Genomic DNA, 25,868 nt, shown 5'->3' on the forward strand with positions numbered 1-25,868 from the left:
TTTTAAAATAAACAAAAAGCAGAAGCGAAATTTCCGCCTCTGCTTTTTGTTTATTGTTGGTTTTTAGAGGAATCAGGAACGGCACATTGACCATCTGCACAAAAGGCATCATCTGCGCCTTCTGGAGAAAGACTCTTCAAAGTGGGAGTCGGATTTTCTTCTTCCCATACTTGTTGGAGAGCCCCTACAAATGTCTCGACTGGCTGTGCACCTGAAATCGCATATTTTTGATTAATAACAAAATACGGAACACCGCTAATGCCATATTGCTGAGCCGTTGCTTCATCACTGCGCACTTCATTTGCATATGCGTTTTTATCCGTAAGAATTTGACGTGCTTCTTCTCGGTCAAGACCTGCATCTTCTGCAACAGCAACCAGCGTCTCTTCTTCACCTAAATGTTTTGACTCAGTAAAATATGCATAAAGAAGCTTTTCTGTCATGGCTGCTTCTTTTCCTTGAGCTTTTGCAAATTTAGCTAAACGATGAGCGTCAAATGTATTAGTTGGCTTCATATCGTCAAAATTAAAGGATAATCCCACACCAGCTGCCTGCTGTCCGATACCTTCATTTGCTTGCTTTGCTTGTTCAATGGTCATTCCATACTTAGCAGCAAGAGCTTCATTAATCGTTTTACCAGTATTAACTGGGGCATTTGGATCTAGCTCGAAGCTTTTAAATTCAACCTGCACATCATCTTTGTCTGCAAATTGCTGAAGCGCTTGCTCTAATCGACGCTTTCCAATATAACAAAAAGGACAGACAAAATCTGACCAAACTTCTATTTTCATCGTGACACCTCTTCAATTCAAGATAATTCTTATCGTAGCATACCTTTGAAGAAATTCCATCATAACTTGCTCAAACAAAGCAAAAACACCGTGTTGATTTACATACTAAGTGTATTCAATCAGCACGGTGTTTTTATCTCACCTATTTTAAATTCATTGCTTTTAGAAGAGCATCATGTAAATACGTATTTCCATATTAGCTAATTAATGCTTGGTGGAACTTCAAGCCAGCCTTTTTTAATCATAATTTCCGTCGCTTCGCTTGCATATTGAAACGCATCTTCTCCTATCAGCATCATTTTAGCCACAATATCTCTTCGAAAACTAAATGCTGCTCCAAATGCCTGACTTCCAATGCTAAAATTACTAAGTAAAATATCGCATGTCAGCATCAAACGATCAGAAAAAGCAGGCGTTTCAGAAGTCGTTATGCTTCCTGTTGAGGCAACAGAAGGTGAAATATCGTCTTGTATAATTATTTCTTCTAGGCGCGTAATAATCTTTTTACTGAGCTCTTTTCCTTTCAAAAAATGCTTTTTCACTTCGGCATCTTTCGCCGTTTGAGAAAAAGCCTTCATTAACTTCATCCCGACAATGTTTGTTTCGACTCCATGATAAATCTGCGCTAGCTCCATCGTATTTAATACTCTTTTGTCCGCAAATACATTTAAGCCGCTTAGATATTTTCTATCCGAAACAAACTCAACGGTAGTTGGCATTGGAATATAGGGTGGGCGTGATAAAATTCCTTTTCTCAATAAGTACTGCGTACAGGAATCGTAGCACTCTTGCGTAATCTTTGTTAAATCTTGATAAAATTTCACCACATCTTCTCTGTAGGCCTTACCTAAACTTAATGTATACATCCCCATACTAATTTCTTTAATAACACGAAGAAACATAATATCAAATCCATTAGTAAATAGTTTTGGAGCCTGTACGTTTACGTCTTGAGATGAAAGCCCGGTTGGCACTACGGCTCCTTCTTTTTCAAATATTGTTTTTATCTTTCGTATGTATATAATGAGCTGTTCACGCAAGTCCGTCATAATTGTTTTAGCATCTTCATCGTCTGCATGTTCAATCATATAATCCAACAAGCAAATGATTAACGTTTTCTGCTGATATGTCATCCACAGCGTTCCAATTTCACTTGAGGTAATACTAGGTTTATCAGGCACTGTTACTTCCCTCCGCTTCTTCAGCTTTGTTGAGTGCTTTTATCTCTCAAAAGAGAACATACTCATTGTACGTTTACTTATCATTATGCTATCCAACATTCTTTTTTTTATTTAACCCCCTGACCTATAGCTTTTGAGCAACAAAAAAAACAGCTCCGCACTTACAGAACTGTTTTTTATCTTAAGCACGAAACGAGTACTCAACACCTGTTAAGTCCTCAGATACGCTCCATAGTTTTTCCGCTACGTCCGGTTTAAATAAAACGTCTCCCATCATATCTTTTACAGGATATCCTTTTTTAGCATCTTTTCCGTCTGGCCCAATATATGTACCGCCTTCTATTGATTCAGTAGCTGCATAAAGAGTAGGCAGCGCGCCCATTTCTGCAGATTGACTAAATAGCTTGACTAAAAATTTCAACAAGCCGTTTGGTTCTTTGCCTGAACCGCGTGATAATAGGTTTGTATTAGAAATACCTGGATGTACAGCGGCACTAATTGTCGTTGATCCGGCTGCTTCTAAGCGAGTTTGCAATTCTTTGGCAAACAATAGGTTGGCGAGTTTGCTTTGTCTATAGAACTTCATTGGACTGTAGCCTTTTTCTCCATCTAGATTATCAAAATAGATTTCTCCAGAATTAGCGGCTATACTGCTTACCGTTACGACACGTGAATGTGGAGTGGCCATTAGTAAAGGAAGCAGCAAACCCGTAAGTGCAAAATGTCCTAAATGATTACAGCCAAACTGCAGTTCAAATCCGTCTTTCGTTTTGCTGTGAGGCGGCACCATCACGCCTGCATTATTAATGAGAAGATCCAAAGACGAGTATTGTTGAAGAAATTGATTGGCAAAATGCCGAATAGAGCTCAAGTCACTAAGATCTAATGACATAATAGTCACTTTAGCATTTCCGTTATCTGCTTTAATTCTTTTCTTAGCTTCTTTCCCTTTTGCTTCATTACGCACAGCAAGAATGATTTCTGCTCCGCGAGCTGCTAGAGCCTTTGCAGCTTCAAACCCAATACCGCTGTTTCCTCCCGTTATAAGGGCAGTTTTCCCCGTTAGATCAGGCATTCGTTCAGCTGTCCATTTTGTTTTCATATAAAGTTCTCCCTTTCAGCTATAGCTTTTTTTCTAGAATTTACGCGTCTCGGTCACATACGCTTTTAAAAATTAAACTATGTATAAATTATAATGTTTTCAAAACAAAAGGGACAAGCTTTTTAAAAGCTTGTCCCTTTTATATGTTTATGTGGTTCGCGGCGAATCGTAGCGCCCAAACCAGTCGTACCTGTTTGTGGATATCCATTTGTATAGCGGACTAAACGCTTTTTTCATTAATGGTAAATGCAGAAGCACGCCGATTGGACATGTAAGAGGCAAAACAGCTAAAAGCCGTCTGACCGTTTCAAATCCTGCTAATACTTCCCCTTTTTTGGTGACCATATGAATTTGATCATATAAGTCTCTTCCTTCTTCTTTTAAGTAGCTATACTCCGTTCGCTCAATGTATTGAACTGGAATCCACTGGATTTGGTTCGTCCAGTCCAGCGCTTTAATTATTTTTTTTACGTTGTAACATAAAGGACATTCCGCATCAAAAAATACTTTGTGCTTCATTGTTTCCACCTTTCTTCCCTTATTTCTTTTTCCTTAGTTTATAAATACCCTTTTCTCATTTTTAATAACCATCATTAAGAGGTACTTCTTGTGCAGCCTGGCTTTAAAGCGAACATTTTTTGTGGAGTTTCTTTTGTGAAGCCGCGAAAGAAGATAGGATTTTTTTATAAAATATCACTTTTTTGGTTTAAAGCGCTAAAAACATGTTAGAATAGATTTCATATTGATTTGAAGCACTAGATGCACGCATTTAGTCGCATACTAAAAAGAACTGAATAAATCCAATGATAAAAGGTAAAGGTAATGTCTTCATAAACTTATCATGGAAGTAGGTTTATAAATAACGATGAAAAAAGGAGGGCTGGGTGATTGCTTTTATCCATTTCATATAAGCTTTTTTACGTAAGGATGTGTAAACGATGAAAAATAAGTACATGCTGTCAGCTTCAGGTATGTATATTAACTATTTTCTACTTGGCATGGTCAATATCATGCTTGCATCAAATATGTCATTTTTGACAAAACAATTAAATACCGACGGTGCTGGAATCAGCTATATCATTTCTGCTATCGGAATTGGAAAATTGCTTTCATATTCTCTATCAGGCATCTTGTCTGATAAAGTCGGACGAAAACCTTTGATTATTGTTTCGTCTCTGACGATGGCTATTTTCTTAATTGGCATTCCATTATCGCCAAATTATCAAACAGCCTTTATCTTTGCCATTATTGCTGGTATTGCAAACTCTGCTATGGACGCTGGAACATACCCTGCTTTGATTGAAGTTTTTCCTAAATCTTCAGGTTCAGCCAGTGTTCTTGTAAAAGCATTTATATCAGCTGGAGCAGCGCTTCTGCCGTTTATGATTGCCTTTTTTGCGGATCGTGATTTGTTTTATGGGTATGCTTTTTTCCTTCCCGCTCTTATTTATTTACTAAATATGATCTTTATGTTCAAACTGCCTTTTCCCAATCATAAACGCGAACAGAATACAGTTCAACAGCAAAGTACAGAAGAGAATAAATTTATCTCTCCTCCTAACATGAAACAAGAAGGAATCGCTCTTATTGTGATTGGATTTACTTCTACAGCTCTGTTTACAGTGGCTCAAATTTGGCTTCCTACTTATGGTCAACAAGTATTAGGTATGGCTGAAAGCAGCTCGGTTCGCCTTTTAAGCTACTACAGCATCGGAGCTTTAATCTCTGTTTTAGTATTAGCCGTATTATTAAGCAAAGTGCTTCGTCCTGTAACGGTTATTCTCGTTTACCCGATGATTACTCTTATCGCTGTACTTACGCTTCTATTTGTTAAAGTACCTGCTATTGCAATTGCAGCTGCTTTTTTCATGGGATTTTCTACGGCTGGGGTCTTTCAATTAGCGATTACCGTTATGACCGAGCTTTTCTGGAACAAAAAAGGAACGGTTACAGGAATTGTAGCGACCGCTGCTGGATTAGCTGCAATTTTATTGCCTTTAGCAACAGGGCTCATGTCTAAAACGGGACATATTTCAATTATCTTTATCTTTGATGCGATGCTTTCAGTAGTAGGTATGGCGGCGGCGGCTTTTGTTAATTACCGCTACCGCAAAATTTTAAATAAAAAGCCCCGCGAACAAATTCAAGAAACAGCCTCATAAAAAAGAGGCTGGGGCAAAAGTATTTTAGAGAAAGTAAAAAAACGAACCATTAATGAATGGTTCGTTTTTTGTTATGGTGAACGTATGTGTCATTTCTTTAGGTCCTTCTAGCAGTTGATTGGAGGGCAAGGCGAAGACTCCTGCGGGGAAAGTGGAACAGATGAGACCCCGCAAGGAGGCTCATCGGCCACCCGCGCAAAGCGAAGACTTGCACGGAAATCAACTGCGGTGTCACAAGCAGTGCAGCTCATGCATACTATTTGTTTGTCTTTATATTGGATTAATTTAGTAAAACCTCAACTTCTTCTTAACTTTTTAAGTCATTTCCTCAGCTGATTTTTGCTTCATAAATAGAAACATCACACCTGAAACAACCGCAAAAACAGCTAAAATGTAAAAGGTAGAAGGCAACGGAATCACGTTAACTAGTGACCCCATAGCTAAGCTACTGACAACTGCTGAAGTTTGTATAGCCGTCATATATGCCGTTGTGGCTAGTCCAATTTGACGCGGGGCTAGTGACTGAGCATACACCATTCCTACTCCCATTGTAGCGGATAGAATAAAAGCATAAAATACTTGAAGCGCAATTAATCCACTCAGCGGTAGATGAAGACTCGTTAAAATAAAATAAAGCACTTGGCAAGCTACTCCAATAATAAAGAATCGTTTAACGCCAATCTTATCAGAAAAATAGCCTCCTAATGGCATAAATACTAGCTCAAAAACAGATGTTACGGTAAAGAGAATACCTACAATCGAAACGGATTGCTTTAATGTATCTGTTACATACAGCGGCAAATACATAGAACGACCGGAGTCCCCCGCAAAAATGAAAAGAGCTGCTACGAATACAGCTATTAATACAGAAGGTATACCAGCTGGCGCTTTTGAAGATGCATGCGCTGAAGGTTGAGGCATACTGTCTTCTTTAAGCGCAAAAAGAACCCACACTAAAGTTGCCAGCGATAACAACCCTGATAGTAAAAATAAAAGAGTATACCCTCCGTGGTCAATGATTAAAGCTCCGAGCATCGGTCCAAAAATATAGCCTTGTGAAAATGCCATTCGCACAGTACCGGTAATCGTACCTGCCTGCGATTTACTTTCTTCCTTTTTAACAATAAAATCATTCAGCAGAGCAAAGAAAAAAGAAAACGCATTAAACCCTCCTATAGCAAGTAAAATGAGTGCTATTGTATAAGAATGCGTAAACGCTAAGGGAACTCTTGAAATGGTTCCAATCAGTAAGGCCCAAATAATAAATGGCTTTCGTTTTCCCCATTTGTCTGATAAAGAAGCCAAATAAAACGAGACGATTAAACCAAGAATGCTCATTGGGACAAATAAAAATCCTGCTTGAAACGAAGTGGCGTGCAATGTATTTGTTGCCCAAACCGTTAAATAAGGCATAAAGCCGCCAACAGACAACCCAATAATAAATAATGAAATAAAAATCGTTCGAAAATCCCGGTCTGTAAATACAATCTTTATGCCTGATACAAACGAATTTTCTGCTTTCGACATAAACTCATTTCAACCCTTTCTATCCAGCTGTCAAACGTTCCATTTTCGCAAAAAAACGCACCTTTCTTCAAGAAACAGTAGAAGAAAGGTGTGTAAATAAAGGTTATTTTCCAATTTGTACAGCAATTTTTTCTTTTTGTTCTTCCTTGTTGATCAGCTCTTTGAATTTAGTTAAAAGAGGTGCTTTTAATTCTTCATCTTTTAACGCAAAAGCAAGGGTCGTAAAAATAAAATCTAATTTTTCCCCTGCATCATAACGTTCGCCTTCGAATTCGTAAGCATAAATAGAACGGTCTATATTCATACGCTGAATAGCATCCGTTAGCTGAATCTCCCCACCTTTTCCAGCTTCCTGCGTTTCAAGATAATCAAAAATGTCAGGTGTAAATACATAGCGTCCAATAATTCCTAAATTAGACGGAGCTTCTTCGACTGATGGTTTTTCTACAAAACCATTCACTTCGTATAATCGGTTTTTATTTACTTTTGGATCTATAATCCCGTAACGATGAACGGCTTCTTCCTCTACGCGCTGCACGCCGATAACCGACGATCCCGTTTGGGTATACTGGTCAATCAGCTGTTTTAAACAAGGCTGATCTGGGTCTGTTAAGTCATCTCCAAGTAAAACTGCAAACGGTTCGTTTCCAATAAATTGTCGAGCACAGCCAATCGCATGGCCAAGGCCTTTCATTTCTTTTTGACGAACGTAATGAATATTCGCTAGTTCAGAGATATGCTCCATTTCCTCTAATAGTTCGGTCTTTCCTTTTTGATGAAGCAAGTGTTCTAATTGAATATTATGGTCAAAATGATTTTCAATCGCTTGTTTTCCGTTTCCTGTAACAATTAAAATATCTTCGATGCCTGATTTTAAGGCTTCTTCCACAATAAATTGAATGACGGGCTTATTTACAATTGGAAGCATTTCTTTTGGGATAGATTTTGTAACGGGTAAAAAACGAGTACCTAACCCTGCTGCTGGTATAACTGCTTTTTTTATAGTCTGCATATGATTTACTCCTCTCTGTTAGTTATCTAGCTGTCTTACATCTATTACGCTTTAACAGGCACCATCTTGAAAATTTCTTTCACACCTTGCTTGTATCCTCCCGCTGAGCGAAGTGATTCTCCGATTTGTTGTGCATACTGTTTATATGTGTGAGTAGTTAAAACGTCGTTAACTGTATTTTTGATGAGCTCAGCAGATACGTTATTTTTATCTAATTTCACGCCTGCTCCTAACTCCTGCACGCGATCGCCTACCATAAATTGATCCACTGCCATTGGAATAACGACAAGCGGCGTATCGTAGTATAAACCTTCACTGCTGCTGTTCATTCCGCCGTGAGTAATAAATAAATCCGCACGTTTTAAAATTTCTAGCTGCGGTACGTATTGTTTTACAACGAAGTTTTCTGGAATGTGTGCTAATTCTTCAGGTTTTGTATTTTTACCAATAGATAAAATAACTTTACCCTCAAAATCTTTTAATGCTTCTATACATAAGTTATAGATTTCTAGCTGCTGATTAAAAATAGTTCCCATAGAAACAAAAATAATTTTTTCATTTTCATTTTGTAAGTAATAAGGATCTTCAATATCTAGTCGTTTAACAATTGAAGGACCAATAAACTTGTACTCACTCGTAAATTCAGATACGTGCGGCTGAAAGAATTCTGACGTAAATACTAACGTAATATCCCCTGGATTTGACATAATGTCCATGGAGTCTTTTAACTCCGTATTATATTGGCTGTTGAACTTATTTAATGATTTTTCGAATTGAGGATAAAAGGAAGATTGGTCAGGTTCTGTTTGACCACTTGGCATCATACAAGTTGCTAACTCCTTATTTAACGCAAACGTCGTACAAAGAGAAACCTTTGGAAGCTGAAGAAGGTCGGCCACAGCGGAACCTGCTAAAAGGTGATAATCATAAAGTACATAATCATATGTTTCATGTTTCGTTTCACTCATAATTTTAGTAATAATATTTTCAGATTCATTTAAAAACAAATTCATTATTTCATAGCGGTCATAAGACTCTTCTTTGGTCATACGGTTGCTCATATCAAGACTTGGACGAAAATCTTCGTATTCACGAAATTCCGCTCCTGCTTTTCGGATTTTTTCAGCATAGTCTTCAATGCCGTAATAGACGACCTTCTCCCCTTGAGCCATTAATTCTTTTACAATTCCTAAAGAAGGGTTCACATGTCCTTCACCTGGAAAGCCTATTACTAATACATTTCCCATAACATCCATTCCTTTCACTTAGTTAATAATTAAATCACTTAATTATTCATTTGGTAAATTTATTGTATAGAAACTGAATTTACTATAAATTATCTTTATCGTAAAGTCATTAAGCGTTTTCAACTAAAAAAAGGTTAAATAGGCTCATTTTGGAATATAGTTATAAATTAACTCAAGAAAAACAAATATTGTAAAATTTATCTCGTTTGTAAATAGATGTATACGCTTCGATATGATGAAAATAAAAAACACACCTAGCTACATTAAGCATAAGGTGTGTTTTTTATTTAGAAGTTATATAACTCCCATATATCTGATGTTTCTGAACCAATATACCAAGCTGCCGCCCCGCCTAAATGATAGTCATTAATTAATTTAACCCGGCGCTGCATAGATGCTTTGTCTTCGAGCCATATTTGATGCTTCGTACCATTTTCGGTGTATTCTACATAGTACTGAGAGGCTTGGCTGTCCCATTTTTTAGTTAACTTTTTAGAAGAGATAATTGCTTCGGCTTCTTTCATCGTTAAGTCTTTTGTGACAACTTTTTTGGTAGATAGATCCGTTTTCCATTCTCGCGTATAAAAAGGAACTCCCAGCAGGATTTTGTGTGCAGGTACATCTTTCATAAGAAGTTCTGTTCCTTCTTTCACCCAAGGCAGCGAAGCCACAGACCCTGGAACCTGACTCCCTCCCCAGTGTTCTTCATAACCCATCATAATGACGTAATCTGCCACTTGACCAATCTGTTTTCGATCAAAGCTTCCTGACCAAAACGGATCATTATTCTCTCGTGTTACGTCTACTGAAACGGTCATACCATGAGGCTTTAACGCTGCTTTTAATTCTTTAATAAATAAAACAAAATCTTGTTTGTTTTTGATATTAATATTTTCAAAGTCAACGTTAATACCGTCACTGTTTGTTTTCACAAGCGAACTTTCGACTGACGATACAAGCTTTTGCCGCTTTGCTTTATTGCCTAGGACGTCACTTGTCAGCACATCATCGAAATTGTTACCGATGAGCGGCCAGACTTTTTTGCCGTTTTTGTGAGCCGTTTGAACATACGATGGATTTATAGAAGATGAAACAACTTTGTCACTCCGCGTTAGCGTAAACCAGCGTGGTGAAACAACGTCTAAGTTCTTTTGTTTCATCGATTCTGCATAGCCTGCTGTTTTTTCATTAAAGCTCCAGCCCATAACTACTGGCTGATGCTTCTTTTGTGCTAAATCAGATTTTTTGATCCAGCCCTTTTTCCCTTCCAAAAGCTGTACTTGTACATAGTAATCAGGAATAATAAGCATTTGTCCAGGCTTAATATTTGTTGATGATAGCTGATTTAACTTTGTTAATTCAGTCGCTTTTACACCGTACTTTACAGAGATTTTCCAAAGCGTATCTCCTGATACTACTTTATGTAACAAGCCTTTTGGTGGTATTTTCAGCGTTTGCCCCGGAGTTAGCTCCGTCGTTTTTAGCTGATTTTGTTTTATTAGCTCGCTGACTGTTACACCATATTGTTTAGCTAGTAGCCATAGTGTATTTCCTAGCACTACTTTATGGGTGATAACTTGAGCTGCATCTCCCGCTTCAGATGAAATAGCAGGAAATTCTTCTCCTTTTTTCACTGTCTGAACAACCGAAGAATGTAAAGATGGAGAACGATACACATTTACATTATCACCTTTGACAGTGCCTACTGAAGAAGCAGCGTCTCCTTTACTTATTGGGGCCAATCCTCCACTGAAAAGACAGAGAATAAGTAGGCTCATACATATTTTCTTCATTTGATAATCTCGCCTCCCCACTTTTTGACATCACCTGTCTAGTTTACTACTCCTATAAGATAGAATCCTAGAGGTACATTGTGGTAAAGAAACGTCTGGGTATACGTCAAACTCAAATAAAAAAGCTTACCGTCCGATGACGATAAGCTTTCGTTTCTTATGCATTTCCCACTACATTTTGATCGTTAATATCCATATCAATTGTATTGGCGGTACTGGCACTGCTTGTAATATTCATAAAGTTTCCTGTGTTCCCGCTACCAGAACCGACTGTTGTAAAAGCTGTACTCTTTGGCTTAATAGCCAGACAATCACCAAACTCCACTGAAGATGAAACCAATACATTCGAGATATTTACGGCTCCCACTACCGATGGCATCTGCCTCTCCTCCTGTTCACTATCTATCTGCTATATGATATGAGCAGAAGGCTAAAAAGTAGCTTTTTCATCTTTTAAATTTTATTAAGGATCAATTCGTTTATACCTTGATTCTGCAAACATATATACTCCGTATGCCATAAGCCCGATTGATACGATAGCCAGCAGTACAGACCCAAAAGGACGCTGCGCTACTTCAGCAAGGGCTCCATCTAACCCTTTCGTTTCGTCTGGATCCGCTTGAAGAGCCGTGCGAATAAGAAAGAAGCCAATAATCCCAAAGACGATACTTCGAGCAATAATACCCGCTTTTCCAATATGCCCGCTCCATCGCCACTCTTCTTTTGACATTTCGTTTTTCTTTAGTTTTTTTAGGAAGCGTCCTGAAAGAGCCCAATATACTTGTCCAATCCCAAAGATAATAACGCCGATACCTGTAAGCGCAATGATGGTTTGCCCAAAGGGATAAGATAACAGCTTGGCTGATACCGTTTGATAATGCTTACCTGACGTATGAACGTGAGCATGAAGCAAAATTCTTACCGAACTCACACAAAGACTAATATAAAACGTGGCTACAACTAAATAGCCTAAACGAGTAAAAGCGCCTTTTACACCATGCCCAACGTGGTGAGGGTCAAAAATAGCAGAAATGATTTGCCAAAACGCATATCCACTTAAACCTACTGCTAAAACGATTAAAATTAAAAATCCAAACGGCTGCTTTGCAATTGTGTGTAGGGCTCCTTGAGAAGTAACCAAATCGCCTTTTAATCCGAAAGCTGTCTGAATCGCTAATATACCGATGATAAAATAGACCACACCTTGAGCCACATGACCAAACCGTGAAAAACGCACGACAAATGGTTTAGTACGTTCTTTTAAGCGATGTAACTTTCGACCAAACGTATCTTTTTTAACAAATGGAGATTCACCCATACGTTTCCTCCTGCTTTTTGAAAACAAACTTTATTTTATAAAACACCTGAAAATAAGCGCGCAAATGATTCTTTCGAACGTTCTACTAAGCTTCGCTTGTAAAATGCTACTGGCTTGATCAAATGACTGTCTTCCATATCTTCTTCATAGTTTTTGATGAGCGTTTGAATTGTCTCTCCGTCAATTAAAAATGCATTAACTTCAAAGTTCAGATGAAAGCTCCTCATATCCATATTTGCAGTACCTACTGAAGCCATATCTCCATCTATAATCACGATTTTTTGATGCAAAAACCCTTTTTGATACGAATATACTTCAATTCCACAGCGAAGAAGTTCAGCAAAATATGATCTCGTTCCATATTGAGTCAGAAAGCCATCATTAATTTCCGGCACCATAATTCGTACTTCTACACCTTTTCTAGCCGCAATACGAAGAGCAGTTCTTATAGCTTCGTTTGGAACAAAATATGGGGTAGAAATCCAAATTGACTTCGTCGCGCTTGTAATCATTGTATAATAATAGTCGCTCATATTTTCCTGCGTATCTGGCCCCGTCGCCACTACCTGAACGAACCCTTCGCCTTCAACACGATGAGGTTTTGTATATGATTCATTGTTAATTAAGCATTCCCCCGAAACGTATTCCCAGTCAAACATAAAAATCGAGTGTAAGGTTTGAACAGATTCACCTCTTAACATCAGGTGGGTATCTCGCCAAAAACCGATTTTTTTATTTTTCCCTAAATACTCATCGCCTACATTCAGCCCTCCTACAAAACCTACTTCCCCGTCAATTACAACTATTTTACGGTGGTTTCGAAAGTTGAATTTTTGATTAAAAAATCCATACTTAATAGGTAAGAACGCATGCACTTTAACATTCGCTTTTTTCATTCGCTTAATATCTGAACCCGATAGTGTAAAGCTTCCCATTGTATCGAATGTAAAGCGCACTTCTACACCTTCACTTGCTTTCTTTATTAAAATATCAATGATTTCTTTTCCTAACGAATCTGAGTGAAACATGTAGTACTCCATATGAATAAAATGTTTTGCTGACTGCAAATGCTTTTTGATTTCGTTAAACGTTTCTTGTCCATTTTTAAGCACATAGGTTTTTGTATAAACATTCATCTTCGTCAAAGATACACATTGAAGGTACTGAGCAAAATAACGCTGATGAGATTGGAGGGGCGATAGATCAGGCGTCGTTTCTTTATCTGCCATCTTTCTAAGCATCTCTCGGTTATGCATACGCTTTTTTTTAAACATATGCCCCTTTAAATAGAGCTGTCCTGAATACAAATAAAAGAAAAAGCCTGCAACAGGGAAGAAAAAGAGAACATACATCCAAACCAACGTACTTTCAGGCGTTCGATTTTCAAGCATAAGTGAATACATACAAATAAAAATGATGACACCATATAATCCAACTAAGGCATACTTCCAATGAACATCAATAGAGGTAAAAAAGAAAGCATAAATTGAAAGTAAAATAATAAATAAAAAAATAAAGTCCAACCGGCGTTTTTTCATAAAAGCTCTCCTAAAAACAAACTGTATTGTATCACTTGTCTATCTTTCATATGAGGTAGTATATGGAATACACAGAATTCTTATCATGCATGCCACATAAAATGTACATATATTTGCACAAAAAGCAGTTTAGCCGCTTAAGCAACTAAACTGAACTATCTCAGACAAGCATCATTTATATACCTATACCCTGGATGGTAAAACAAAAAACCTCCTTACAGGGAGGTTTTTTCACTGGTTTTTCTCGCATGACGATGACTTTTTATGAGTTGGTATAACCAGACTCTTTTTCTTTTTTAGGCCAAACGAAATTAGAAAGAGATAATAAGAAATCAATTCCTACAATAACTGTCCACAATTCCACTACATTTTGCAGCACGTTGGTTTTTCCATTTGATACTATATACATCATCGCCGCTAAAAGAGCTGCCCCAATAGCGTAAGCAACAAGGTGCTGTATCCATGACTTAAAATAATGCTTTGCATATTCTTTTCCATAGCGCCTACGAGGTTTCTCTCCGTTTTTCATCACATAATATTGAAAGCGTTCGTCTGCCCATTGAATCATACTTTTTCCAAAAGCGATCGAAACTCCAATATACACGGCTGCAATAGCGTGAGCATAAGTCGCTGTAGCACCTCCGTAAAGGTCTACGCTCGTCACAATCAGAAGAAAAAAATCAACAACAGGTGTTAGAGCTAAAATAAAAAAACTGAGCTTTTGTTTTTTAAACGTATACCTTGTTGCTAATCCTAAAATGATGACTACCCAAAAAGCGATTTCACATGCAATAATCATCCAGGCTATTAAATTCAAATAATCCCCTCTCTTCCTCTCGTTCAACAAATAGATAATAGGTTTTAAATAAAAATTTTATGCATAAGTTTATTTTTATGTATATACATCCTGCTTCATAACCCTACGGTCTATTCCATCCTCAGCGGAGTTCTAAGATTCATTGAACCGTATTTGCTAGGCGGCTCTTTTAAATCGATATCTATAATACTCCCAGCTCATTCCTACCGCCACTCCAATCGAATAGGCTAGTATATCGCTCCATAAGAAGCCATAACCCAGAATGAGCCCTCCTAGCGCAGTCTTTCTTATGTCATCAATCCACGGAGCGTGATACAGCTGTGTAAATTCAATGAAGTAACAAAACACTATAGCAAACATACCAATCATTTTTGTCTTCCATGTAGGAAACAAAAAACCCGCACTGACAAAAATCATTAAGGCCCATAACGAATCTCCCGCATATATATTTACGATGTGAGGAAGATACGCAGTAAGTTTTCTTGATAAAAGACCTGCTCCCATGATCACAATAGCTAGAAGCAGATATACCCATCTATTTCTTTTATTCATTTCAAACTCCTTTTTCTTCTTAAATGCTCCGTAACAATAAGCCTTCACTGTATAATTTTATCAGAACCGCAGACTGTTAAATACCGCTTTTTTTCATTTTTTACAGCTTCCCCCTACGTATATATGACAAGTGTCATAGTTTCTATATGACACGTATGTCTTAAATAGTCAGAAAAATCCCTTTATACTGAGGATAATATACGGTGATGAAAGGAATTTCATATGACTATACAAAAACAAAAGAATTTACGAAAACAAGTTGCACCCTTTGAAAAAGCAGTAATGAAAGACAGCATAAGACAATTGATTAATACTTTTTTACCTTTTTTCACACTATGGTTTCTCGCTTATGAGAGCCTTTCAATTTCTTATTTTTTAGCATTTCCGCTAACTGTCATCGCAGCAGGGTTTTTAGTAAGAATATTCATTATTTTTCATGACTGTTGTCACTACTCTTTCTTTAAGAGTAGACAACACAATAAAATTCTCGGAACAATTACCGGTGTGTTAACGATGTTTCCTTACAGTCAATGGGGACATAGCCATGCCATTCACCATGCAACAAGCAGCAACTTAGATAAAAGAGGTACGGGTGACATTTGGGTGTTAACCGTAACAGAATATAAAGAAGCTTCTATTTGGAAAAAAATCGCTTACCGTATTTATCGCAACCCGTTCGTTATGTTCGGCGTGGGACCTATATATGTATTTTTGATTACAAACCGATTCAATCGAAAAAATGCGAAGAAAAAAGAGAGAATGAACACGTATCTTACAAATGTATTGATTGTTGCATTAGCAGCAGCGACCTGCTGGTTGGTAGGTTGGCAGGCGTTTGTATTAATTCAAGGACCGATTTTCTTCATTTCAGGTTCAATTGGAATTTGGCTGTTTTATGTACAGCATCAGTTTGAAGATTCTTATTTTGAAGAAGATGAGCACTGGGATTATGTAAAAGCAGCCGTTGAAGGAAGTTCATTTTACAAGCTTCCAAAACTATTGCAATGGCTAACAGGCAATATCGGGTTTCACCACGTACATCATTTAAGCCCAAGAGTGCCCAACTATAAGCTTGAAGCTGTTCATCAACACACACAGCCTCTTCAAAATGTACCAACCATTACACTCGCAACAAGCCTTCGCTCTCTTCGATTCCGTTTATGGGATGAAGAAAACAAAATGTTTGTGAGCTTTAAAGAAATAAAAAAACGCTCAGCTGCACCAAAAGCAAGCAGAATTTCTTCTCAAACAAAAGCAGAACTTTAATAAAACAGTCAAGCTTTCAAAAGCTTGACTGTTTTATCTATTCGTCTAAACTTATTTCATTCTACTTTGTGGTAAACTAATAGTGTATTTTAACAAACAAATGAGGTTCTTTATGAAAAAATATACGTTTTTCCAAAAAATCACTGGGCTATCTCCTTACATATGGACGGTATTTGCCATTTTACCATTTTATTTTATCTTACAGTCTTCATCCATGAATCACATTATTCTTGGCTCTTTACTCACCATCTTATTTTTTATTTTCTATCGTTTTGCATTTGTTTCAACAGACAAGTCCGTTTACGTATGGACGGCTTTATTAATCGTCATTTCCTTAGCCCTAACAACGATTTTTAATTATATTTACTTTGCCTTTTACTTCGCTTTTTTTATCGCTTATTTTATTGGAAATATCCAAAAACGGCTCGCTTTCTTCACTTTGTATGCTGTTCATTTGATCAGCACCGTTATTTCGGTAAACTTTAACGTTGTTATGCAAGAAGAGATCTTTTTAAAACAGCTGCCTTTCATTTTTGTAATTTCCATTAGTGTAATTGTACTGCCATTTAGCATTTATAACCGGAAGAAGCGAGACCGGCTGGAAGAACAGCTGGAAGATGCAAATAAACGTATTTCTGAGCTTGTAAAACAGGAAGAGCGCCAGCGTATAGCTCGCGACCTGCACGATACGTTAGGACAAAAGCTGTCTCTTATCGGTCTAAAAAGTGATTTAGCAAGAAAACTTATTGCAAAAGATCCTGAAAAAGCAAAATCTGAATTAAAAGATGTCCAGCAAACAGCGCGCACGGCTCTTAATGAAGTGAGAAAAATGGTTTCTCAAATGCGTGGAATTCGCCTTAGCGAAGAACTAAAACGCGTTCAAGAGCTTTTAGAAGCTGCCGAAATTACGTTTGTAGGAGAAAAGGATATTTCATTAGAGAATGTGTCTTTGCTAATTGAAAATATTCTGAGCATGTGCTTAAAAGAAGCCGTAACCAATGTGGTCAAACATAGTCAAGCCACCGTTTGCACGATTACTTTACATCAGTCTGCAAAAGAAGTAGGCATAACGGTAGAAGACAATGGAGTGGGTATTAATACGAAAAAAACCTGCTGGGAAGGAAACGGACTTTTAGGAATGAAAGAGCGGTTGGAGTTTGTAAACGGCCATCTTGATATCTCCAGTCAAGGGGGGACGATTATTCATATTACAGTTCCAAACATCGTCAAACATATTAAGGAGGAACAATTATGATTCGAATTGTCATTGCCGAAGATCAGCAAATGATGTTAGGAGCTTTAGGCTCTTTGTTAAATTTAGAAGATGACATGGAAGTTGTCGGAAAAGCTTCAAATGGGGAACAAGCGGTATCACTTGCTAAGCAGCACCAGCCAGACATATGCGTAATGGACATCGAGATGCCACTTAAAACTGGGCTTGAAGCTGCAGAGGAACTGAAAGATTTAAACTGCAAAGTCATCATTTTAACAACGTTCGCTCGCTCTGGCTATTTTCAAAGAGCTTTGAAAGCAGGCGTAAGTGGCTACTTGCTAAAAGATAGTCCAAGTGAAGAACTCGCAAATTCAATTCGAAGCGTGATGGCAGGCAGACGCCTCTATGCTCCAGAATTAGTGGATGACTTATATAGTGAATCTACCAGTCCTCTTACTGCTAGAGAGAAAGAAGTATTAGCTCTAGTAGCTGATGGAAAAAACACAAAAGAAATTGCTGACGAACTATCTATTAAGACCGGAACAGTGCGCAACTATATTTCTACCATTCTGGACAAACTCGAAGTAAAGAATCGCATTGAAGCCATTACTCGCTTTAAAGAAAAAGGATGGTTCAAATGAAAAAAGCATGCATCAAACCGAGATGCATGCTTTTTAATCATTTGGGAGTTTATCGTACCCTAATTTGTCGATGATCACGACATGCTCGGGGAATTCATCAAGCAGCTGCTGTTTTGTGAATAATTCAAAGTCACGGAAATCAAAGCCTGGTGCGACCATACACCCTACCAGGGAAAACGTATTCTCATCTGCGACAGAGGAACCGAAAATGGTATCTCTTGGAACTAAAAATTGAGGAACTTCTCCATTTTCTAAGTTTGTACCTAGTTTTACTTCTTGATAGGTTCCGTCGCGGTAGATAATATGAATGGTTAAAGAACTTCCCCCATGATAGTACCATAATTCATCTGATTGCAGCCGGTGGAAATGCGATACATCTTGAGACCTTAATAAAAAGTAAATACTCGTATATAGAAATCGTTTGTCATCAAACTGCGATGACACTTCTTTATCAGAAATTTCATCATTAGAACGATAGGTTTGTTTATAAAACCCTCCTTCTGGATGAGGCTGCAGCTCAAGCTTTGAAATCCAATATTCCCAATTGTGTAAATCCATTACGTTCCTTCCCTTCCTTTTTTCTTTTATCATTAACTACATCATAGTAAATCATTCTTTCTAACACAACAAACGGCTTCATTATTCCATTAGGAAAATGAAGCCGCTTACCACCGATATCTTATCATTACATCCTACCCTTTCTGTTAGCACGGCTATATCTATACCTGCTAGAATGGCAGCGATGAAATAAATACGTCATATACAAATCTAACTGAAATCGATCTTCCTCAATGAAACATTGAAACGGCTGTTCTTTATCTTGATAAATTTCCGCAGATGAACGCTGCTTAAACGGGACAATATTCATCTCTTTTCCCCCTCAGACAGATGTGCTTTTTAGTGTAAATGCTGATGACAAACGTAATATTTTTTGATAAAAGTGAGGGCTGCCTGTGCATCTTGAATGCCAAGCTTTTTACAAACGCCCGCTAACATGAGCAGTTTGTACATAACCAGCTTTTGATTATTGGTTGCCAGTACGTAATAAACAATCGTATTAGCAACTGCCCGCGGTAATCTTATTTTTTTCAACTCATATAACGCAACAGACGAAGACATGCCTGCTTCGTTTAAAATTTGCTCGGTTGTGTACGTCTCCAAATAGCGAGCAAGCTTTCTTTCTTTATTGTTAAATATACCTTTAGAATCGTTCATTTTCTCTCCCTCTGTTATTTTAATAATCCATTAAACGCTGCATTAATTAGCCATAATGCGATAGCTCCCCCTGATAAATAAGTGCTGAGATAGAATATTAGCTCCATATACCTCCCTCCCATTTCTATCTTACCCCTTCATTTCTCTAGCTGCAGTGATATTCATCACAGTAAAAAGTGTATTGTTGAGCTGCCGAATAGCTCCGCAAAAGAGCTCGTGAGAAAGGTCTCACGAGCTGCTTAGTTAGCATTTTTATTTTCGGATAATGCGTTTAAAAATCATAATAATTAATAATACAACCACAATAACAAGCAAAAATTTCAACATGAGTTGTCCATCCCTTCAAATCAGTAAATCGTCTTTCATTAGTAAGTAGTTACCCTGTTTCGTTTTTTATAAACTGCTGACTGCTTATTTCATGCCAAAAATTATATAATAGTAGAAAATGAGCTTAAATTAGCCCTACATATAAAACATAAACAGGAGTATAACCATGACTGACTATCTTCAAACATTTCTGCTTGAACATTTAGAAGCAGCAGAGCTTATTAGTGTTCTCTTGAACATCCTTATTAGCATTACGGGCGTATTTCCAAGCGCGCCCCTTACGTTCGTAAACGTAAAATTATTTGGTTTTTGGAATGGATTTTTACTTTCTTTTATTGGAGAAGTTTTAGGTGTAGCTCTCTCTTTTTGGCTGTACCGAAAAGGTTTCCGTACACTTGTTCATACCAAAACACCTTCTCACTCCAAGTGGCTAAAGCTGCTGCGCGTACAAGGGAAAGAGAGTTTTATATTCATTCTTTCTTTACGATTACTTCCCTTTGTTCCATCAGGCCTCATTACATTCTTCAGTGCTGTAGGAAAAGGCTCCTTTGCGGTATTCATTTCTGCTAGCGCACTTGGAAAAATTCCAGCGCTTTTTATTGAAGTTTATTCGGTTTATCATATTTCACAAGGATCTATGCAAGGAAAAATCATCTTAGTGGTTTTATCGATTATTTTACTTTTTTATATAAGTAAAAAATGGAAGAAAAAAGCTTAACAGACTATAAAAAGGGAAGACTATCTAAAAATAAGTAAAAACATTATCCTATGTAACTGTAATAAGATAACGTATTGGAGATGGTCCATTGATTTTCCTGTTGGTTTCTGCAAGTATTATTGTTCCTATTATCATGCTTTTTTTCTCACTAAAGTGGAAAGGAGCAGAACTAGTTTTTAATACGCTAGCCCTTCTTTCAGCGCTAGTATTTGGAAATATAGCCGCTGCTTCTATCTATCGTATCTTAAAAAATCATACTGTTTTTATGACGAGCATTCATGCAATCTTTTTAAATTCAGCTTTTTTATTAACCGGTGCATACCTTGGAATCTATGTATTGTATAAACTGTTAGCTCTGACCTTAAATGTAAAACAGCGTACTATGTGAAAATAGTACGCTGTTTTTTTAAGTGCAGTTTATTTTATGATTCCAGTTGGTATACATAGAGGTGAACCATCAACCGGATTTTGAATGATAGTTGATGATAAATTAAACACATCCCTTATCATTTCTTCTGTAAATACTTGAGCAGGAGAACCTTCTTTGTAAATCTGACCGTTTGAAATACTTATTAAATGATCTGCATAGCGAGCTGCTTGGTTTAAATCGTGCAGAGACCATCACAATTGTACAATTTCTCTTGCTTGGTTTAAGAAACGCAAGAAGTTCAAGCACTTCAATCTGATGAGCTAAATCTAAATATGTGGTAGGCTCGTCCAAAAGCAGTAAGCTCCGTACCCTGTGCTAATGCCATTGCAATCCAGGCCCTTTGACGCTGTCCTCCAGAGAGCGCATCCAGTGTGCGATGACTTAAATTAGACCAGTCTTAGTTGCCTGTAAAGCCTCACTCTACAATTTTGATGATCTTCAGCAGAATAGCGAGCAAATAAGTCCTTTATGAGGGATGACGACCATAATAGCATAGCTCTTTTACTGTTAAATCTTCAGGAGCTTCAGGAGACTTGAGGCAAAATAGCCAGTTTTTTTGCTACTTCTTTTGATGAATGTTGATGAATATCTTTTCCGTTTAAATAAATATTTCCTTCTGTCGGCTTTAATAAACGCGCCAATGAACGAAGGATTGTTGATTTTCCACAACCATTTGAGCCAATAATGATACTTATCTTTGCCTTCTGGAATGTGGAGGTCAATATCGCGAATAACTGAAGTTGAATCATATGATAGCGAAAGTTTTTCCGCAGTTAACTTTGTCATTACTCTTCCTCCTTTCTCCTATTTTTTCTGTTCACGCCGCAGTAAATATAGAAAATAAGGGGCACCAATAACGGATGTTACGATTCCAGCGGGAATCTCAATGGGCGGCACAACCCCTCTTCCGAGACTGTCAGCAATTAGTCAGGAATAAAGCACCTACTAGCTGCTGAAACTGGTAACAAGAACTTCGACCGACTCCCTACTAACCTCCTCACTAATATGAGGAGCAATTAAATCCAATAAATCCAATTGACCCAACTACAGCTACAGATAAACCGGTTAATATCACAGCCATACTCAATAGTGTATAACGAACATATTTTATTCTTTCTCCTAATCCGACTGCCATTTCATCTCCCAAATTCAAAATATCTAACTTAGAAGTAAAAATAACAATTAAAGGAATAAGGACAACGACAAGGAATTAAAAACCACATTTCATTCCAGCCTCTTCCCCATAAACTTCCTGTTAAGCCATAAGAAGAGTTGTATTCACGTCATCTGGAAACTTAATCATAAAATACTGAATGCCGGCCTGGCAGATAGCCCCTAAAGCTACGCCCACTAACGCCAGCGTATGAGTTTTTGCTACCTTGTGTATATGAGAACAGCATGAGTAGCAACGGCAATGACCGCATGCTCCTAAAAAAGCTGAAAGCGGCAGCAGAAGCATAGAAGCAGCTGGAAATACAATTAAGATAAAAACGGCGAACAGCCCTGCTCCTTTTGTTACACCGATAACATCAGGAGAAGCAAGCGGGTTTTTTAATATCCCTTGCAAAATAGCTCCTGCTACCGCTAAAGCCGCACCGACCACAATAGCAATGAGGGTACGTGGAATGCGATAATTTGTTAAAATAAAGGAACTACCTTGGGAACTACCTACTATTTGCTGAAAGATTTCTGCAGGGGAAATATAAACGGCTCCTACTCCTAAGCTAATTACAACCGTGATGATTAAACATAGCAATAAGATACTTAATATTTGATAAGGGTGTTTTCTTTTCATTGCTTAATATTCCTCCCTTTTCTAGCAAGATATAAAAAGAAAGGTGCCCCAATAAGAGCTGTTACAATCCCTACCGGTGATTCGAACGGGTATGCAATAAAACGTGAAAGTATGTCTGCATAAACAAGTAGAGTCGCCACCTAAAAGTGCGGAAAATGGTAAGATACGTTGATAATCTCCTCCCACTAACTTTCGTAGCAATATGAGGAACCATCAGACCAATAAAGCCTATTGGACCAGCAACCGCAACGGAAGAACCAGCAAGGATAATAACAATTACTACCAGCAACAAAGCCTTATCCACTGTACTTTTTCACCTAAACCGGTTGCCATATTTTCCCCTAGACACTAGATATAGAAATTGAGCGCCCCATGATGCAAAAGCTAGCTAAGAAGTCCTAAATACAGACCATGGTAAGTAATACTAAAACATGAGACCAGTTCTTTCCCATTAATTGACCCTACAAGCCAATATAAAACGTCCGTAGCATCGTTCATTTAACACAATTACTCCCTGTGTAAGGGAAGATAAAAATAAATGCACGGCCATTCCGGCAAGTGCTAGTTTCACATGAGTTGTCTTTCCGCCCAGATGCGAACAAATAAACCGTTATTCCTCCTAAAGCTGCTCCCAAAAAGGCAATATAAACAGTTGTTTTTGAAGTATAATTCTGGAAATAAGATTGTTGCCACAACAATAGCTAATGAAGCTCCGGCATTTATGCCGAATACTTGAGGAGAAGCTAGCGAGTTTCGTAGTAATAGCTTGCATCAGTGCTCCAGCTAGCAGCCAAGACTAGCCCCAATTAGTGCTGCAAGAACGGCTCGCGGTAGTCTCAGAGTTTGAATAATCGTTGTTTGTTTGGAATCGTCTGGGTGCAATAGGTGCTCTTAATTACATCAGTTATACTAACTAGAAGAAGAACCTACAGAAACGTGAATAAATCATTCCAGCTGATCAATAAAAAAACACCAACTACCAATCACTGTTATGTATCTACTTGTTCGTTGTTTCTTGGATAAAATTCATGTTATATTCACAACACACTTTCTACAGTATACTTTGCTATACAAATAGAAGCAAGAATAGAATAACTATTCTCGCCTCTTTGTCAGATTCCGTTATATTACTGCTGCTTATTGTTTAGTAACTTAACCGTATCTTTTCCAATTGCCTCAGCTGAAATTACCCCTCGGAATCTTGTCCATAAGTCACGGTCTACTACAAACACCTTATGATTTTTAACAGCTTTTAAGTTCTTCCCATAGAGGATTTGTTTTCCATTCATCCGTTAACAAGTTTGCCTTCATTATTAGCTAGAATTAAAATATCTGGATTAATGTCTGACAACTGTTCTAAATTCATTTCAGCGTATGCCTCTTTGCTTCTGCACAGCGTTCTTCAAACCCTAGCTTTTCAAGGAACTCCACCGTCATATGAAGCAGAGGTATGAGCTTGGAATGAAGTGTCTCGAACTACAGCTGGTAAGATTGTCTGACCATTTTCCTCTTTTAACTTCCTTTTTTAATTTCGCAATGGTTTCCTCATGTTTATTTAATCGCTGCTTCTGCTTTTTTTTCTTTTCCTAGCTGCTTTTGCAATTGTTTTAAATGCAGTCTATATTTTCTTCATATGTAGATTCACGACTATTCAACTCAATCGTTGGAGCAATTTTGTTCTAAGTCTTTATAAATTGCTTTATGACGTTGAACATCTGCAATAATTAAGTCAGGCTTTAGTGAGCTGATTACTTCCAGGTTTGGTTGTTGACGTGTCCCAACAGAAGTATACTTCAATTTTTCCATTTACCAAGCTGTTCAATCATATCTTTTTTGTTGTCATCAGCTATTCCAACAGGCTTAATACCTAAACCGTGAAGTGCATCAACAAACGACAATTCAAGAACAACAATTCTTTTTAGGATTTTTAGGAACCTTAGTAGTGCCTAAGTTCATGTTTAACAGACTACCTTTTGATTGTTAGAAGATTTTTCATTAGTAGAATCCTGCTTTGCCCCACATCCTGCTAGACACTAATAATATAGCAACAATAGTAGCTATACTGAGAAGTCTAATCTTTTTAACTTGCTTCATTTTAATGCTTCCTCCTATGTATATACTCTTGATGACGCTGATAATCATTATCATCAATGTTATCTGTTAATTCAAGATGAGTCAATAGTTTTCTCATAATACGGGACATATTTTGAATAAATAACAAAAGAATCCTTTCACTTCTTTTTGAAAAAGCTTTATTCCCTTCCCTTTTTACGATACACTATGTATAAGTTGACCAAATACAACTTTATTGCACTAATACATTTTAGATAAACTTAATTTTGGAGTGAAAATAATGAATTCGTCTCTATTACAAATGAATACTATATTTATTAGTATTCTTATTGAAGCTCTTCCTTTTGTATTATTAGGCGTGATCATTTCAGGAATTATTCAAATTTTTGTAACGGATGAAATGATGGCTCGAGTTATTCCTCAAAATAAAATAGGTGCTGTCCTATTAGCTAGTGTGATTGGAGCTCTTTTTCCAGCCTGTGAATGTGGAATTGTTCCTATTACTAGGCGCTTAATGGCAAAAGGGGTTCCCCTTTATGCTGCCATTCCTTTTATGTTAACAGGCCCTATTATTAATCCTGTTGTTTTATTTTCTACCTTTGTAGCTTTCGGAAATGATTGGAAAATAGTATTTTATCGGGCAGGAGTAGCTTTTATTGTTTCCTTACTTGTAGGTCTTATTTTAAGTGTTCAATTCAAAGCACCTCAGACAAAACGTGAGGTTCATTTGCATACTTCCCCCAAGAAAATGAGTGAGAAAGTTTCACAATCGATTCGTCATACTATTGATGAGTTTTTTTCTGTTGGGAAATTTTTAATTATTGGTGGATTAATTGCCGCCGGCATGCAAACGTTCGTGAAGACCTCTACTTTACTTTCATTGGGACAAGGAAATGTTTCATCAAATGCGGTAATGATGGGACTTGCCTACGTATTATCGCTTTGTTCCTCTGCAGATGCGTTTATCGCTTCCTCGTTTCGCAGTACGTTTACAGATAGTGCTATTGTTTCATTCTTGGTATTCGGTCCAATGTTTGATATCAAGAATACGCTGATGATGCTAAGCCAGTTTAAGACTAAATTTGTCTTTACTCTTTTGGCGTATGTCTTCATTTTAGTACTTATTGTTTCGATTTTAATTGTTCATTAG

At 37.4% G+C, this 25,868-nt stretch carries 29 protein-coding genes and 2 pseudogenes; 8 read left to right on the forward strand and 23 right to left on the reverse strand.

Features of this window, described 5'->3' with window-relative positions; translation table 11 throughout:
• Positions 1-50: 50 nt before the first annotated feature.
• The 4 genes from ACXAE4_RS20150 to ACXAE4_RS20165 form a co-directional block, all read right to left on the reverse strand.
• The gene (locus ACXAE4_RS20150; protein ID WP_099000066.1) at positions 51-791 is read right to left on the reverse strand and encodes a DsbA family oxidoreductase; all 741 of its coding nucleotides are present in this window, start codon (positions 789-791) and stop codon (positions 51-53) included.
• A 200-nt stretch (positions 792-991) separates the two neighbouring features.
• Positions 992-1,972, reverse strand: coding sequence for a DUF3231 family protein (locus tag ACXAE4_RS20155; protein WP_115653414.1), 981 nt, complete (start codon positions 1,970-1,972; stop codon positions 992-994).
• Positions 1,973-2,153: 181 nt separating this feature from the next.
• On the reverse strand, positions 2,154-3,074 hold the full coding sequence (locus ACXAE4_RS20160; RefSeq protein WP_154989232.1) for an oxidoreductase: 921 nt from the start codon (positions 3,072-3,074) through the stop codon (positions 2,154-2,156).
• Between the two features lie 147 nt (positions 3,075-3,221).
• The gene (locus ACXAE4_RS20165) at positions 3,222-3,593 is read right to left on the reverse strand and encodes a thiol-disulfide oxidoreductase DCC family protein (RefSeq protein ID WP_028413991.1); all 372 of its coding nucleotides are present in this window, start codon (positions 3,591-3,593) and stop codon (positions 3,222-3,224) included.
• A gap of 419 nt (positions 3,594-4,012) precedes the next feature.
• On the opposite strand from ACXAE4_RS20165, the gene ACXAE4_RS20170 reads away from it, so the two are divergent.
• Together ACXAE4_RS20170 and ACXAE4_RS20175 are read left to right on the forward strand one after the other, a co-directional pair.
• The gene (locus ACXAE4_RS20170; protein WP_028413992.1) at positions 4,013-5,236 is read left to right on the forward strand and encodes an MFS transporter; all 1,224 of its coding nucleotides are present in this window, start codon (positions 4,013-4,015) and stop codon (positions 5,234-5,236) included.
• 114 nt (positions 5,237-5,350) lie between these two features.
• Positions 5,351-5,572 (forward strand): hypothetical protein, encoded by a 222-nt coding sequence (locus tag ACXAE4_RS20175; RefSeq protein ID WP_154989236.1) that lies wholly within the window; start codon positions 5,351-5,353, stop codon positions 5,570-5,572.
• Here the strand turns inward: ACXAE4_RS20175 and ACXAE4_RS20180 are convergent.
• The 9 genes from ACXAE4_RS20180 to ACXAE4_RS20220 all read right to left on the reverse strand — a co-directional run bounded on the left by ACXAE4_RS20180 (position 5,552) and on the right by ACXAE4_RS20220 (position 15,040).
• Positions 5,552-6,763 (reverse strand): sugar efflux transporter, encoded by a 1,212-nt coding sequence (locus tag ACXAE4_RS20180; protein WP_154989238.1) that lies wholly within the window; start codon positions 6,761-6,763, stop codon positions 5,552-5,554. The two genes, ACXAE4_RS20175 and ACXAE4_RS20180, sit on opposite strands and share 21 nt — an antisense overlap.
• Before the next feature lie 103 nt (positions 6,764-6,866).
• A complete protein-coding gene (gene galU, locus ACXAE4_RS20185; RefSeq protein WP_099000077.1) occupies positions 6,867-7,775 on the reverse strand; it encodes a UTP--glucose-1-phosphate uridylyltransferase GalU in 909 nt (302 codons plus the stop codon).
• 44 nt (positions 7,776-7,819) lie between these two features.
• A complete protein-coding gene (locus tag ACXAE4_RS20190) occupies positions 7,820-9,022 on the reverse strand; it encodes a macrolide family glycosyltransferase (RefSeq protein ID WP_224979990.1) in 1,203 nt (400 codons plus the stop codon).
• Positions 9,023-9,309: 287 nt separating this feature from the next.
• The gene (locus ACXAE4_RS20195; RefSeq protein ID WP_475236731.1) at positions 9,310-10,764 is read right to left on the reverse strand and encodes a LysM peptidoglycan-binding domain-containing protein; all 1,455 of its coding nucleotides are present in this window, start codon (positions 10,762-10,764) and stop codon (positions 9,310-9,312) included.
• A 208-nt stretch (positions 10,765-10,972) separates the two neighbouring features.
• Entirely contained in the window at positions 10,973-11,194 is a 222-nt protein-coding gene (locus ACXAE4_RS20200; RefSeq protein ID WP_028413997.1) for a spore germination protein, read from the reverse strand.
• Between the two features lie 84 nt (positions 11,195-11,278).
• Complete coding sequence (locus tag ACXAE4_RS20205) at positions 11,279-12,133, reverse strand: DUF1206 domain-containing protein (protein ID WP_028413998.1); 855 nt, start codon at positions 12,131-12,133, stop codon at positions 11,279-11,281.
• Positions 12,134-12,168: 35 nt separating this feature from the next.
• The gene (gene cls, locus ACXAE4_RS20210; protein WP_099000082.1) at positions 12,169-13,671 is read right to left on the reverse strand and encodes a cardiolipin synthase; all 1,503 of its coding nucleotides are present in this window, start codon (positions 13,669-13,671) and stop codon (positions 12,169-12,171) included.
• 262 nt (positions 13,672-13,933) lie between these two features.
• Positions 13,934-14,488 (reverse strand): hypothetical protein, encoded by a 555-nt coding sequence (locus ACXAE4_RS20215; protein ID WP_099000084.1) that lies wholly within the window; start codon positions 14,486-14,488, stop codon positions 13,934-13,936.
• 156 nt (positions 14,489-14,644) lie between these two features.
• A complete protein-coding gene (locus ACXAE4_RS20220; protein ID WP_099000086.1) occupies positions 14,645-15,040 on the reverse strand; it encodes a ribosomal maturation YjgA family protein in 396 nt (131 codons plus the stop codon).
• A 222-nt stretch (positions 15,041-15,262) separates the two neighbouring features.
• Here ACXAE4_RS20220 and desA point away from each other — a divergent pair, with 222 nt between their 5' ends.
• The 3 genes from desA to ACXAE4_RS20235 all read left to right on the forward strand — a co-directional run bounded on the left by desA (position 15,263) and on the right by ACXAE4_RS20235 (position 18,160).
• Complete coding sequence (desA, locus tag ACXAE4_RS20225; protein ID WP_028414002.1) at positions 15,263-16,306, forward strand: Delta(5) desaturase DesA; 1,044 nt, start codon at positions 15,263-15,265, stop codon at positions 16,304-16,306.
• 112 nt (positions 16,307-16,418) lie between these two features.
• On the forward strand, positions 16,419-17,561 hold the full coding sequence (locus tag ACXAE4_RS20230; protein ID WP_028414003.1) for a sensor histidine kinase: 1,143 nt from the start codon (positions 16,419-16,421) through the stop codon (positions 17,559-17,561).
• Positions 17,558-18,160, forward strand: a complete 603-nt coding sequence (locus tag ACXAE4_RS20235) for a response regulator transcription factor (RefSeq protein ID WP_013056197.1) — start codon at positions 17,558-17,560, stop codon at positions 18,158-18,160. Before ACXAE4_RS20230 ends, ACXAE4_RS20235 begins: the two co-directional genes overlap by 4 nt.
• Before the next feature lie 33 nt (positions 18,161-18,193).
• Here the strand turns inward: ACXAE4_RS20235 and ACXAE4_RS20240 are convergent, their stop codons facing one another.
• From ACXAE4_RS20240 to ACXAE4_RS20250, 3 genes are all read right to left on the reverse strand, one after another.
• Complete coding sequence (locus tag ACXAE4_RS20240; RefSeq protein WP_289578843.1) at positions 18,194-18,718, reverse strand: cupin domain-containing protein; 525 nt, start codon at positions 18,716-18,718, stop codon at positions 18,194-18,196.
• Between the two features lie 127 nt (positions 18,719-18,845).
• Entirely contained in the window at positions 18,846-19,028 is a 183-nt protein-coding gene (locus ACXAE4_RS20245; RefSeq protein ID WP_257041019.1) for a hypothetical protein, read from the reverse strand.
• 29 nt (positions 19,029-19,057) lie between these two features.
• Positions 19,058-19,375 carry a hypothetical protein gene (locus ACXAE4_RS20250; protein ID WP_221779519.1) on the reverse strand — a complete coding sequence of 106 codons (318 nt, stop codon included), beginning with the start codon at positions 19,373-19,375 and terminating at the stop codon, positions 19,058-19,060.
• 493 nt (positions 19,376-19,868) lie between these two features.
• Between ACXAE4_RS20250 and ACXAE4_RS20255 the strand changes: the two genes are divergently transcribed.
• Together ACXAE4_RS20255 and ACXAE4_RS20260 are read left to right on the forward strand one after the other, a co-directional pair.
• Positions 19,869-20,420 (forward strand): TVP38/TMEM64 family protein, encoded by a 552-nt coding sequence (locus tag ACXAE4_RS20255; protein WP_289578842.1) that lies wholly within the window; start codon positions 19,869-19,871, stop codon positions 20,418-20,420.
• Positions 20,421-20,508: 88 nt separating this feature from the next.
• Complete coding sequence (locus ACXAE4_RS20260; RefSeq protein ID WP_028414008.1) at positions 20,509-20,808, forward strand: hypothetical protein; 300 nt, start codon at positions 20,509-20,511, stop codon at positions 20,806-20,808.
• Positions 20,809-20,837: 29 nt separating this feature from the next.
• Here ACXAE4_RS20260 and ACXAE4_RS20265 read toward each other — a convergent pair.
• The 7 genes and pseudogenes from ACXAE4_RS20265 to ACXAE4_RS20295 all read right to left on the reverse strand — a co-directional run bounded on the left by ACXAE4_RS20265 (position 20,838) and on the right by ACXAE4_RS20295 (position 23,934).
• Positions 20,838-21,636: pseudogene (locus ACXAE4_RS20265) on the reverse strand (ABC transporter ATP-binding protein).
• Between the two features lie 18 nt (positions 21,637-21,654).
• Positions 21,655-21,747 carry an iron chelate uptake ABC transporter family permease subunit gene (locus ACXAE4_RS20270; protein ID WP_475236737.1) on the reverse strand — a complete coding sequence of 31 codons (93 nt, stop codon included), beginning with the start codon at positions 21,745-21,747 and terminating at the stop codon, positions 21,655-21,657.
• A gap of 103 nt (positions 21,748-21,850) precedes the next feature.
• Positions 21,851-22,645: pseudogene (locus tag ACXAE4_RS20275) on the reverse strand (FecCD family ABC transporter permease).
• Positions 22,642-22,758 (reverse strand): iron chelate uptake ABC transporter family permease subunit, encoded by a 117-nt coding sequence (locus ACXAE4_RS20280; RefSeq protein ID WP_475237353.1) that lies wholly within the window; start codon positions 22,756-22,758, stop codon positions 22,642-22,644. The pseudogene ACXAE4_RS20275 and the gene ACXAE4_RS20280 overlap by 4 nt, the downstream one beginning before the upstream one ends.
• Entirely contained in the window at positions 22,716-22,949 is a 234-nt protein-coding gene (locus ACXAE4_RS20285; RefSeq protein ID WP_475236739.1) for an iron chelate uptake ABC transporter family permease subunit, read from the reverse strand. Before ACXAE4_RS20285 ends, ACXAE4_RS20280 begins: the two co-directional genes overlap by 43 nt.
• Before the next feature lie 263 nt (positions 22,950-23,212).
• Positions 23,213-23,368, reverse strand: a complete 156-nt coding sequence (locus ACXAE4_RS20290; RefSeq protein WP_475237355.1) for a hypothetical protein — start codon at positions 23,366-23,368, stop codon at positions 23,213-23,215.
• Positions 23,369-23,772: 404 nt separating this feature from the next.
• Positions 23,773-23,934, reverse strand: a complete 162-nt coding sequence (locus tag ACXAE4_RS20295; RefSeq protein ID WP_475236742.1) for a hypothetical protein — start codon at positions 23,932-23,934, stop codon at positions 23,773-23,775.
• Between the two features lie 1,064 nt (positions 23,935-24,998).
• Here ACXAE4_RS20295 and ACXAE4_RS20300 point away from each other — a divergent pair.
• Complete coding sequence (locus ACXAE4_RS20300) at positions 24,999-25,868, forward strand: permease (protein ID WP_028414013.1); 870 nt, start codon at positions 24,999-25,001, stop codon at positions 25,866-25,868.

It is taken from the genome of Priestia sp. ABM2_011, assembly GCF_056158845.1.

Excerpts from the sequence above, each read along its gene's own strand:
- ACXAE4_RS20150 (WP_099000066.1), bottom strand. The coding sequence starts at position 791 with ATGAAAATAGAAGTTTGGTCAGATTTTGTCTGTCCTTTTTGTTATATT.
- ACXAE4_RS20160 (WP_154989232.1), bottom strand. The coding sequence starts at position 3,074 with ATGAAAACAAAATGGACAGCTGAACGAATGCCTGATCTAACGGGGAAA.
- ACXAE4_RS20165 (WP_028413991.1), bottom strand. The coding sequence starts at position 3,593 with ATGAAGCACAAAGTATTTTTTGATGCGGAATGTCCTTTATGTTACAAC.
- ACXAE4_RS20170 (WP_028413992.1), top strand. The coding sequence starts at position 4,013 with ATGAAAAATAAGTACATGCTGTCAGCTTCAGGTATGTATATTAACTAT.
- ACXAE4_RS20180 (WP_154989238.1), bottom strand. The coding sequence starts at position 6,763 with ATGTCGAAAGCAGAAAATTCGTTTGTATCAGGCATAAAGATTGTATTT.
- galU (WP_099000077.1), bottom strand. The coding sequence starts at position 7,775 with ATGCAGACTATAAAAAAAGCAGTTATACCAGCAGCAGGGTTAGGTACT.
- ACXAE4_RS20190 (WP_224979990.1), bottom strand. The coding sequence starts at position 9,022 with ATGGGAAATGTATTAGTAATAGGCTTTCCAGGTGAAGGACATGTGAAC.
- ACXAE4_RS20200 (WP_028413997.1), bottom strand. The coding sequence starts at position 11,194 with ATGCCATCGGTAGTGGGAGCCGTAAATATCTCGAATGTATTGGTTTCA.
- ACXAE4_RS20205 (WP_028413998.1), bottom strand. The coding sequence starts at position 12,133 with ATGGGTGAATCTCCATTTGTTAAAAAAGATACGTTTGGTCGAAAGTTA.
- cls (WP_099000082.1), bottom strand. The coding sequence starts at position 13,671 with ATGAAAAAACGCCGGTTGGACTTTATTTTTTTATTTATTATTTTACTT.
- ACXAE4_RS20220 (WP_099000086.1), bottom strand. The coding sequence starts at position 15,040 with ATGAATAAAAGAAATAGATGGGTATATCTGCTTCTAGCTATTGTGATC.
- desA (WP_028414002.1), top strand. The coding sequence starts at position 15,263 with ATGACTATACAAAAACAAAAGAATTTACGAAAACAAGTTGCACCCTTT.
- ACXAE4_RS20230 (WP_028414003.1), top strand. The coding sequence starts at position 16,419 with ATGAAAAAATATACGTTTTTCCAAAAAATCACTGGGCTATCTCCTTAC.
- ACXAE4_RS20235 (WP_013056197.1), top strand. The coding sequence starts at position 17,558 with ATGATTCGAATTGTCATTGCCGAAGATCAGCAAATGATGTTAGGAGCT.
- ACXAE4_RS20240 (WP_289578843.1), bottom strand. The coding sequence starts at position 18,718 with ATGGATTTACACAATTGGGAATATTGGATTTCAAAGCTTGAGCTGCAG.
- ACXAE4_RS20245 (WP_257041019.1), bottom strand. The coding sequence starts at position 19,028 with ATGAATATTGTCCCGTTTAAGCAGCGTTCATCTGCGGAAATTTATCAA.
- ACXAE4_RS20250 (WP_221779519.1), bottom strand. The coding sequence starts at position 19,375 with ATGAACGATTCTAAAGGTATATTTAACAATAAAGAAAGAAAGCTTGCT.
- ACXAE4_RS20255 (WP_289578842.1), top strand. The coding sequence starts at position 19,869 with ATGACTGACTATCTTCAAACATTTCTGCTTGAACATTTAGAAGCAGCA.
- ACXAE4_RS20295 (WP_475236742.1), bottom strand. The coding sequence starts at position 23,934 with ATGAATGGAAAACAAATCCTCTATGGGAAGAACTTAAAAGCTGTTAAA.
- ACXAE4_RS20300 (WP_028414013.1), top strand. The coding sequence starts at position 24,999 with ATGAATTCGTCTCTATTACAAATGAATACTATATTTATTAGTATTCTT.